At 69.7% G+C, this 8,910-nt stretch carries 8 protein-coding genes; 1 reads left to right on the top strand and 7 read right to left on the bottom strand.

Annotated elements, in window-relative coordinates; translation table 11 throughout:
• Nucleotides 1-342: 342 nt before the first annotated feature.
• Nucleotides 343-1,350 (bottom strand): stage II sporulation protein M, encoded by a 1,008-nt coding sequence (locus P3L51_RS33240; RefSeq protein ID WP_354609072.1) that lies wholly within the window; start codon nt 1,348-1,350, stop codon nt 343-345.
• 119 nt (nt 1,351-1,469) lie between these two features.
• On the opposite strand from P3L51_RS33240, the gene P3L51_RS33245 reads away from it, so the two are divergent.
• On the top strand, nt 1,470-2,384 hold the full coding sequence (locus tag P3L51_RS33245) for an RDD family protein (RefSeq protein ID WP_354609073.1): 915 nt from the start codon (nt 1,470-1,472) through the stop codon (nt 2,382-2,384).
• Nucleotides 2,385-2,390: 6 nt separating this feature from the next.
• On the opposite strand, the gene P3L51_RS33250 is transcribed toward P3L51_RS33245, so the two are convergent.
• The 6 genes from P3L51_RS33250 to P3L51_RS33275 form a co-directional block, all read right to left on the bottom strand.
• Complete coding sequence (locus P3L51_RS33250) at nt 2,391-3,005, bottom strand: hypothetical protein (protein WP_354609074.1); 615 nt, start codon at nt 3,003-3,005, stop codon at nt 2,391-2,393.
• A gap of 184 nt (nt 3,006-3,189) precedes the next feature.
• Nucleotides 3,190-4,647, bottom strand: coding sequence for an adenosylhomocysteinase (ahcY, locus tag P3L51_RS33255; RefSeq protein ID WP_354609075.1), 1,458 nt, complete (start codon nt 4,645-4,647; stop codon nt 3,190-3,192).
• Nucleotides 4,648-4,941: 294 nt separating this feature from the next.
• On the bottom strand, nt 4,942-5,985 hold the full coding sequence (locus P3L51_RS33260) for a cation diffusion facilitator family transporter (protein ID WP_354609076.1): 1,044 nt from the start codon (nt 5,983-5,985) through the stop codon (nt 4,942-4,944).
• A gap of 98 nt (nt 5,986-6,083) precedes the next feature.
• Nucleotides 6,084-7,253, bottom strand: coding sequence for a mannose-6-phosphate isomerase, class I (manA, locus tag P3L51_RS33265; protein WP_354609077.1), 1,170 nt, complete (start codon nt 7,251-7,253; stop codon nt 6,084-6,086).
• Nucleotides 7,254-7,447: 194 nt separating this feature from the next.
• Nucleotides 7,448-8,584 carry an SIS domain-containing protein gene (locus P3L51_RS33270; RefSeq protein WP_354609078.1) on the bottom strand — a complete coding sequence of 379 codons (1,137 nt, stop codon included), beginning with the start codon at nt 8,582-8,584 and terminating at the stop codon, nt 7,448-7,450.
• Between the two features lie 49 nt (nt 8,585-8,633).
• Nucleotides 8,634-8,816 (bottom strand): Trm112 family protein, encoded by a 183-nt coding sequence (locus P3L51_RS33275; protein WP_354609079.1) that lies wholly within the window; start codon nt 8,814-8,816, stop codon nt 8,634-8,636.
• Nucleotides 8,817-8,910 lie beyond the last annotated feature (94 nt).

Consider the following 8,910-nt stretch of genomic DNA (forward strand, 5'->3'; position numbering starts at 1 on the left):
CCTGCGTTTCCGACTCTATCAGAACCTTTCGGCGCCTGATTCCCAGTCAGCGGGAACGCTTCCAGATATCCGCTTTCGCGTTTCCCTTTCGGCGAGACCGACATTATCAGAAACATCTGGGCCGAACTAAATCGACCGCTGTGATCCGGATGATGTATCGGAAAGCCCGGCGGAAATTCGATTCCCGCCCAGAGCCTGAGTAGACGTTAACGTTAGCTCTCGATCGTGTCCAGCTTCGAGGCAACCGTTCAAATCTACCTCTCCACACAGACCCTGTCAACGGTCGGCAGGGTTTTTGTGGAGCGGAGAGGAGAATAACAGGTCAGCGACCCACGACGCACATCAGGCTGCCGTGGGCAGTTGGGCACTCTGGTCGGCGCTCTCCACGTCGCCCGTGTCGCCCGCGCGGGCCGCTCGGCCGCCGAGCACGTACACGTAGGCCAGGAAGGCCAGTTCGGAGAAGACCCCGATTGCTATGCGTGCCCATGTCGGCAGGCCGGAGGGGGTCACGAAGCCCTCGATCAGGCCCGACACGAAAAGGATGAGAGCCAGGCCGATGGCCATGCCCACGGCGGCTCGGCCCTGTTGGGCGAGTGCGGTGCGACGGGTGTACGGGCCGGGGTCGATCAGGGTCCAGCCGAGGCGGAGGCCCGTACCCGCGGCGACGAACACAGCCGTCAGTTCGAGCAGGCCGTGGGGCAGGACCAGGCCGAGGAACGTGTCCAGCCGGCCGGCGGACGACATCAGGCCGATGCCGACGCCGAGGTTGAGCATGTTGAGGAAGAGGATCCAGATCACCGGGAAGCACAGGAAAGCGCCGAGCACGAGGCACATGGCGGCGGCTTGGGCGTTGTTCGTCCATACCTGGGCCGCGAAGGACGCCGCCGGGTGACTTGAGTAGTAGGTCTCGTACTCGCCACCGGGGCGGGTCATCTGTCGGAGGTCCTCGGGGGCCGCTATCGCCGACTGGACCTCGGGGTGCGCGGCTATCCACCAGCCGATGATCGCGGCGACGAGCACCGAGAGCAGCGCGGTCGGTACCCACCAGTGGCGGGCGCGGTACATGGCGGCGGGGAAGCCGGCCGTAAGGAAGCGGGCGGCGTCGCGCCAGCCGGCGCGACGGGTACCGGTGACGACCGAGCGGGCTCGCGCGACCAGCTGCGTCAGACGCGCGATGAGCATGGGGTCCGGGGCGCTGGACTGGATCAGGGAGAGATGGGTGGCTGTGCGTTGGTAGAGGGCTACGAGTTCGTCCGCCTCGGCACCGGTGAGGTGCCGTCCACGGCGCAGCAGAAAGTCCAGGCGGTCCCACTCGGGTCGGTGGGCCGTCACGAAGACGTCGAGATCCATGGTCGGCTGCTGCTCCAGGCACTGGGTGCGTACGGTCCGTACTACTGCGGCACGTTGCGGGCCAGCTTGGCAGACTGAGCGGTCCGGGGGCGGAGAAGGTCGGCGAAGGGTGGGCATCGGTGGATGAGCTTGTGACGGGCGACGCGGTCGTATTGGGGCTGCGGCCCGCGAAGTTGCCGAGCCGGGCGTTGGCCGTCGTCATCGATCTGGTCGTGGTGTGGGCCGCGTACATCGTGGTGTCGATCGTCCTGACCATCGCGACGGATTCGCTGGACACGGCCGCGGTGGCGGCGCTGGCGGTCGCGAGCTTCCTGCTGATACCCGTGGGCGTGCCGATCGCGGTGGAAACCCTCAGCCATGGGCGCTCGTTGGGGAAACTGGCCTGCGGACTGCGGGTGGTACGTGACGACGGCGGGCCCATTCGTTTCCGTCACGCGCTGGTGCGCGGGGCGATCGGTGTGGTGGAACTGCTGATGTCCTTCGGCGTCATCGCGTCCATCGCCTCGCTCATGTCGGCGCGTGGGCGCCGGGTGGGGGACCTGTTCGCGGGGACGCTGGTCGTACGTGAGCGAGTACCGGCCGACCGGGCCCCTGCCGTACCGCCTCCGCCGCCGTGGCTCGTCGGACGCTTCTCCGAGCTGGATCTGTCCTCGGTGCCCGATGATCTGTGGCTGGCCATACGGCAGTACCTGACTCGGATGGGGCAGCTCGACGCCGGCGTCGGCTGGTCGATGTCGCAGCGGCTGGCCGACGATCTGGCGGCGCGTACGGGCGTACCGCTGCCGCACGGCGTACCGCCGGCGGCGTATCTGGCGGCTGTGGTGAACGAACGTCAGGCGCGGGACTCACGGCGGGCGTTCGGCTCGGCGGCTGCCGCTGCCGGCCCTGCCCAGGAGCCGACGGTGCGGCCCCCTCGGGTGCGTCGGCCTGTGGTCTCGCAGCCTGAGGGAGAGCCGCGGGACGTGGCGCGGCCGCCAACTCCGGGGCCGGGTACGGCCGCTCCCCCGGCTTCCAAGTTCGCGCCGCCCGCCTAGGCGGTGTCAGGGCAGGGTCGACGGTGGGGTTTCGAGGTCTTCGAGCTCGATGCCCGGCGCCGCGACGACCACGTCGCCGCTGATGTGGACGCTGTGCTGTTCACCGGTGTCCAGGGCGCTGACCTGGTACTCGTCCACAGTCAGGGGGCCATTGTCAGTGGCATGCGCTTCACTTCTCAGTAGCGCCCAGGACTGGTCGAGAGTGCGGGGGGCGAGGACCGGGTCCGTGAAGGCGACCAGACGGACTCGGGTGGCGGGGGAAGCGGGAGTGAGACGGAGAAGGCGGGTGATCGCGACGAGAAACGCGGGGGACGAGCCTGTGAAGGCGTGGGCGCGGACATTGCCTTCGGTGGCCTCGGTGCCGGTGGGGTCGGTGCGGACCCAGGTGACGCCTTCGAGCGCGGCGGCGCGGACCCGCCAGCTCGCGGCGTGCAGTTCGAGCCTGATGGGGCGGCCGAGTTCGTCGAGGGTGAGGTCGACGGAGCCGGCGTGGTCGCCGGAGGGTGCGGTGATCTGGGAGACGTAGCGCCAGCCGGAGGGGCCCGGCGCGCAGTGGAAGTGTTCTTCGCCCAGAGGGGTGTGGTCGTGCGGATCGTGGAGTGAGTAGCGGCCACGGGGCATGTGCGGGAGTCCTTCGGTGTCCTCGGGAGCGTGCCGTGAGACCGCACGGAGTACCGCCCGCGTACACACGGACCACCTGGACCGGAAGCCGACGGTGCCAGGGGTCGGAGAGCGGGGCAGGCCCCCAACACGGGGGTGTGGGGGCCTGCCCGTACCGCTGGTGTCAGCGGCGGGTCGCTGTGGGTCAGTAGCGGTACTGGTCGGGCTTGTACGGGCCTTCGACCTTCACGCCGATGTACGCGGCCTGCTCGGGGCGGAGCGTCGTGAGCCGCACGCCGAGCGCGTCGAGGTGGAGGCGCGCGACCTTCTCGTCGAGGTGCTTGGGCAGCACGTAGACGTTGGTCGGGTACTCCTCCGGCTTGGTGAAGAGCTCGATCTGGGCCAGCGTCTGGTCCGCGAACGAGTTCGACATCACGAAGGAGGGGTGACCGGTCGCGTTGCCGAGGTTCAGCAGACGGCCCTCGGACAGCACGATCAGCGTCTTGCCGTCGGGGAACGTCCAGGTGTGGACCTGCGGCTTGACCTCGTCCTTGACGATGCCCGGGGTCTTCGCGAGGCCGGCCATGTCGATCTCGTTGTCGAAGTGGCCGATGTTCCCGACGATCGCCTGGTGCTTCATCTTGGCCATGTCCGCGGCCATGATGATGTCCTTGTTGCCCGTCGTGGTGACGAAGATGTCGGCGATGCCGACGACGTCGTCCAGCGTGGCGACCTGGTAGCCGTCCATCGCCGCCTGGAGCGCGCAGATCGGGTCGATCTCGGTGATGATCACGCGGGCGCCCTGGCCGCGCAGGGATTCCGCGCAGCCCTTGCCCACGTCGCCGTAACCGAAGACGACGGCGACCTTGCCGCCGATCAGCACGTCGGTGGCGCGGTTGATGCCGTCGATCAGGGAGTGGCGGCAGCCGTACTTGTTGTCGAACTTCGACTTGGTGACGGCGTCGTTCACGTTGATCGCGGGGAAGAGGAGGGTGCCCTCGCGGTGCATCTCGTAGAGACGGTGGACACCGGTCGTGGTCTCTTCGGTGACGCCGCGGATCTCGGACGCCAGGAGGGTCCACTTCTGCGGGTTCTCGGTGAGGGTGCGGTTGAGGAGACGGAGGATGTAGCCGTACTCCTCGGTGTCCGCCGTGGCCGGGTCCGGGGCCGCGCCGGCCTTCTCGAACTCGACGCCCTTGTGGACGAGCAGGGTGGCGTCGCCACCGTCGTCAAGGATCATGTTCGGGCCGGCGGTGGAGGCGTTGGGCCAGGTCAGGGCCTGCTCCGTGCACCACCAGTACTCTTCGAGCGTCTCACCCTTCCAGGCGAAGACCGGGATGCCCTGCGGGTCGTCCGGAGTGCCCTTGGGGCCGACGGCCACCGCGGCGGCGGCGTGGTCCTGGGTGGAGAAGATGTTGCAGGACGCCCAGCGGACGTCGGCGCCGAGCGCGACCAGCGTCTCGATGAGAACGGCGGTCTGCACGGTCATGTGCAGGGAGCCGGTGATGCGCGAGCCGGCGAGGGGCTGCGCCTCGGCGTACTCCCTGCGGATCGACATCAGGCCGGGCATCTCGTGCTCGGCGAGGGTGATCTCCTTGCGGCCGAACTCGGCAAGCGAGAGATCGGCGACCTTGAAGTCCTGTCGGTTGGCGACAGTGGTCATAGCGAGCTGCTCCTCGTGAAGGGGTCGAGGGTGGGTACGGCTGACTCTGCGGCGGGCGGGCATACGAATGCCCGGACGTACGCAACGCAGTCCGTCGGAGGCCCTCTCTCCCTCGGCCGGTCCGCGCCGCAGACCGCCCGACCGCCATCAGCAGCGACGTCTGGCTCTGCTGACGAATCTACACCGATCGGCCCAGCGCCCCACAGTCCACCGGGGTCCGGAACCCGTCTCCGGTGGGCAAGGAGGCCCCGGCGCGAGATGCGCCGGGGCCTCCTTACGGATGCGAGCAGCTGGTCAGTGGTCCTTGTCCGCCTCAGGGGTCGGCTCGGGGGTCGGCTCGGGTGCCGTCCCGGAAGTCGCCCCAGGAGCCGGCTCGTCCTCGGTGACGCCGGGCGACTTGGCGGGGTTGGTGCCCGTCGCCGCTGCCGCCGCGCTGTAGATGTCGGGCTCCAGGTAGATCACACGGGCGATCGGGACCGCCTCGCGGATCCGCGTCTCGGCCGCGTTGATCGCGTGCGCGAGCTCGGCCGCCGTGTCGTCGTGCTCGACCGCGATCTTGGCCGCCACCAGCAGTTCCTCGGGGCCGAGGTGGAGGGTGCGCATGTGGATGATGCCCGTGACGACGTCGCCGTCGACCATCGCGGCCTTGATCTTCTCCACGTCCTCCAGACCGGCGGACTCGCCGAGCAGCAGGGACTTCGTCTCGGCCGCCAGGACCATCGCGATCACGATCAGCAGGACGCCGATGCAGAGTGTGCCGATGCCGTCCCACACGCCGTCGCCCGTGGCGAGCGCCAGGCTCACGCCTACGAGCGCGAGGACCAGACCGACCAGCGCACCCAGGTCCTCAAGGAGGACGACCGGCAGCTCAGGGGCCTTGGAGTGCCGGATGAACTCCTTCCACGAACGCTTGCCGCGCGTGGCGTTGGACTCGACGATGGCCGTACGGAACGAGATCGACTCGACGATGATCGCGAACACGAGGACACCGACCGGCCAGTACCAGGCCTCGATCTCGTGCGGGTGCTTGATCTTCTCGTAGCCCTCGTAGATGGCGAACATGCCACCGACGGAGAAGAGCACGATGGAGACGAGGAACGCGTAGATGTAACGCTCACGGCCGTAGCCGAAGGGGTGCTCCGGGGTCGCCTCTCGCTTCGCCTTCTTGCCACCGAGGAGCAGCAGCCCCTGGTTGCCGGAGTCGGCGAGCGAGTGCACGCTCTCGGCGAGCATCGACGACGAACCGCTGAAGAGGAATGCCACGAACTTGGCTACTGCGATCGCGAGGTTGGCGGCGAGCGCCGCCACGATCGCCTTGGTTCCGCCTGACGCGCTCATGGGTGCGGTGGATCCCTTCTTCGGTCTGCGGCCCTGGCGCCGCGGTACGGCGGGACATTGTTGCAGCCGCCGAAGCGGACCGTACGCGAAGCGGTGGTTCAGGCGATGACGGTGGCCCGGAAGACCGTGCCGGTACCGGTCAGTTCGGTCTTTTCGCCCGCCGGGACGAAGACCGAACCGCCGGGAGTCAGGTCGATGTCGTTGGCGCGCGGTGTGCCCTCCGTGCAGAGGAGGATCTGGGGGGTGCCTGCGGTGAGTTGGCGGGGCGCCGCACCGGGCGCCAGGGTGTAGCGGGAGAGCCGGAACTCGTCGATCGGGGTGTCGTACAGCTCCTCGCCGGACGGTGACGCCTCGGGGCGGAGTACGGCGGGTTCGGTCGCCTCGAAGCGCACGACGCGGAGCAGTTCCGGCACGTCGACGTGTTTGGGCGTGAGGCCGCAGCGCAGGACGTTGTCCGAGTTGGCCATGATCTCGACGCCCAGGCCGTTCAGATACGCGTGCGGGACGCCGGCGCCGAGGAAGAGAGCTTCGCCGGGCTGGAGTTGTACGTGGTTGAGCAGCATCGCCGCGATGACGCCCGGGTCGCCGGGGTAGTGGTGCGCGATCGACACGTATGGCGAGTACTCGCCGCCGAGGCGTGCGGCGGCTTCGGCGGAGGAATGAACGGTGTGGGACATCTCGTCGGGGTCTGCGGTGAGCACGGCGGTGAGGACCTCGCGCAGCGCGGCTTCCTCGGGGTGCGCGTGCAGGAGGTCCACGTACGGCTTGAGCGAGTCGACGTCCAGCCGGGCGAGGAGTTCCGCGGTCTCGGCGGGGGCACGGAAGCCGCAGAGGCCGTCGAAGGGGGTGAGGGCGCAGATCAGTTCGGGCTTGTGGTTGGCGTCCTTGTAGTTGCGGTGCGGCGCGTCGATGGGGACGCCCTGGTGCTGCTCCGCTTCGTAACCCTCCTTCGCCTGGGCGAGGTTGGGGTGGACCTGGAGGGAGAGAGGTGCGCCTGCGGCGAGGAGTTTGAGGAGGAAGGGGAGGCGTGGACCGAATTTCTTGACGGTGGGGGCGCCCAGTTCCGCCTCGGGGGCTGCTGCGATGAGGTCGGAGAGCGGGTGTTCGAGGGGGGTGGTGGTGCGGTTGATACGGGACGGGGCCCCCGGGTGGGCACCCATCCACATCTCGGCCTGGGGCTCGCCGGTGGGGGCGGTGCCGAGCAGCTCCGGGATGGCGGTCGTGGAGCCCCAGGCGTAGGGGCGCACGGTGTTGGAGAGGCGGTCCATGGGTGCTTCCTTGTTGCGGGACGTACGGGCGACGTGCGGAGGTACATGAAGGAACGGGGGTGAGGAAGAGGGGTGAGGAACGAACCTGAGCAAGGGCGTGAGCAACGGGGCAGAGCGATGGGGAGGGTGAAGTCCGGCGAGGGTGAGGCGTGTTCAGTGCGGGGGTCGGTCGGGGAGGCCGGAGCCGGACGGGGTCATTCGCGGTTGCCCGAGGCCAGGGCCAGGTAGACGGCCGTGAAGTCGGTGATGGCGACGAGTTCCGCGAGGGCTTCGAGTTCGCTGCCCTCCTGCGGCTCCAGTTCGCTGATGGCCGTCTCGTGGCTGATGGCGAGTTCGCGGGCGGCCGGGGCCGCGGTCAGTCCCCCGATGGGTCGGTCGCGGAGCAGCACAACACGGGCGCGCAGCGCCTGGGGCTCCTCGACGCGGTCGCGGAAGAAGTCGTCGGGGTCGGCAGCGCCGCCGGCGAAGTCGCCGCCCAGGAGGAGGCCGTGCGCGGGCAGGGCACCGGGCAGCTCGGCGGCGAGCGCGGGGCGGCCTGCCAACTCGGCCAGTACGGCGGCGAAGCGGCGCCCGGCGGGGGCGGCGGCCGGGCCTTCCGTCCAGATCAGCGGGAGGTTGTCGGCGAGTTCGGCGGCGAGGGTCTTGGCCGGGTTGCTGTATGTCGCGATGGCCGGGCCGCAGCGTTCCGCCGTGCTGTCGAGCCGGTCGGCGACGAGTTGAAGCGTCGCGGCCGAGGCGGTGAGCAGTCCGACGCGGTCGAGAAGCGAGAGGAGGGGGGTGAACAGTGCCCAGAGCGCACCCGGGCTCGCGGCCTGGATCTCCTCGTACTGCTCCTGCGGTGTGGGCGCCATGGGCACGGCGAGGCCGTGTGTGCCGTCGACGGCCTCGCTGAGCGGGGACTGACGTGGGGCGACGGCGACGACGGTGCAGCCGCGGCGGTACGCCTGCTCGGCGAGGAGGGCGAGGCCGGGTTCGCCGCCGTCGGTGGTCGCGATCAGGAGCAGGTCGACGGAGCCGGCCCAGCCGGGGAGCGCCCAGCGCAGGGCGCCTGCGGCGGGCGCCACGCCGGTGGGGCGCAGCAGGGTGACGGGCGCGGAGGCACCGGCGAGCGCGCCGAGCAGGTCGGCGACGCCGAGGGCGGCGGTGCCGGAGCCCGCGAACAGGACGGCGCGGGGGCGGCCCTCCGGGTTGAGCTGTTCTATGCCCGCCTCGGCGGCGTGCCGGGCGGCGGTACGTACGCGTGCCCCGGCCTCTGCGGCGCCGAAGAGAAGCCCACGGTGGTCGGCGCGGGCCAGCGCGTCCGGCGCGTCGAGCAAGGACTCGTCGAGCATGGCGGGGTGGGTCTCCGATCGTTGCGCGGGGCTGCGGAGCCGGATGTCTCTAGGCGGGGCGGCGGGCCTCGTCGACGAGGAGTACGGGGATGTCGTCGCGGACCGGGTAGGCCAGGCCGCAGTCCGTACCGGTGCAGATCAGTTCGGGGGTGTCGGCCTCGGTGCGGTCGTCCAGCGGCGCGTGACAGGCCGGGCAGGCGAGGATCTCCAGGAGGCCGGCTTCGAGCGGCATGTGGTGGGTGTCCCTTCGAACGAGCTGAGGTGTGTGGGGTGGTGCGGATTGGGCCACGTCAGCCTACCGCCGGAGGGTGGGGTGGGGCTCGTTC

The organism is Streptomyces panacea, from assembly GCF_040560175.1.
GTDB classification, from domain to species: domain Bacteria; phylum Actinomycetota; class Actinomycetes; order Streptomycetales; family Streptomycetaceae; genus Streptomyces; species Streptomyces panacea.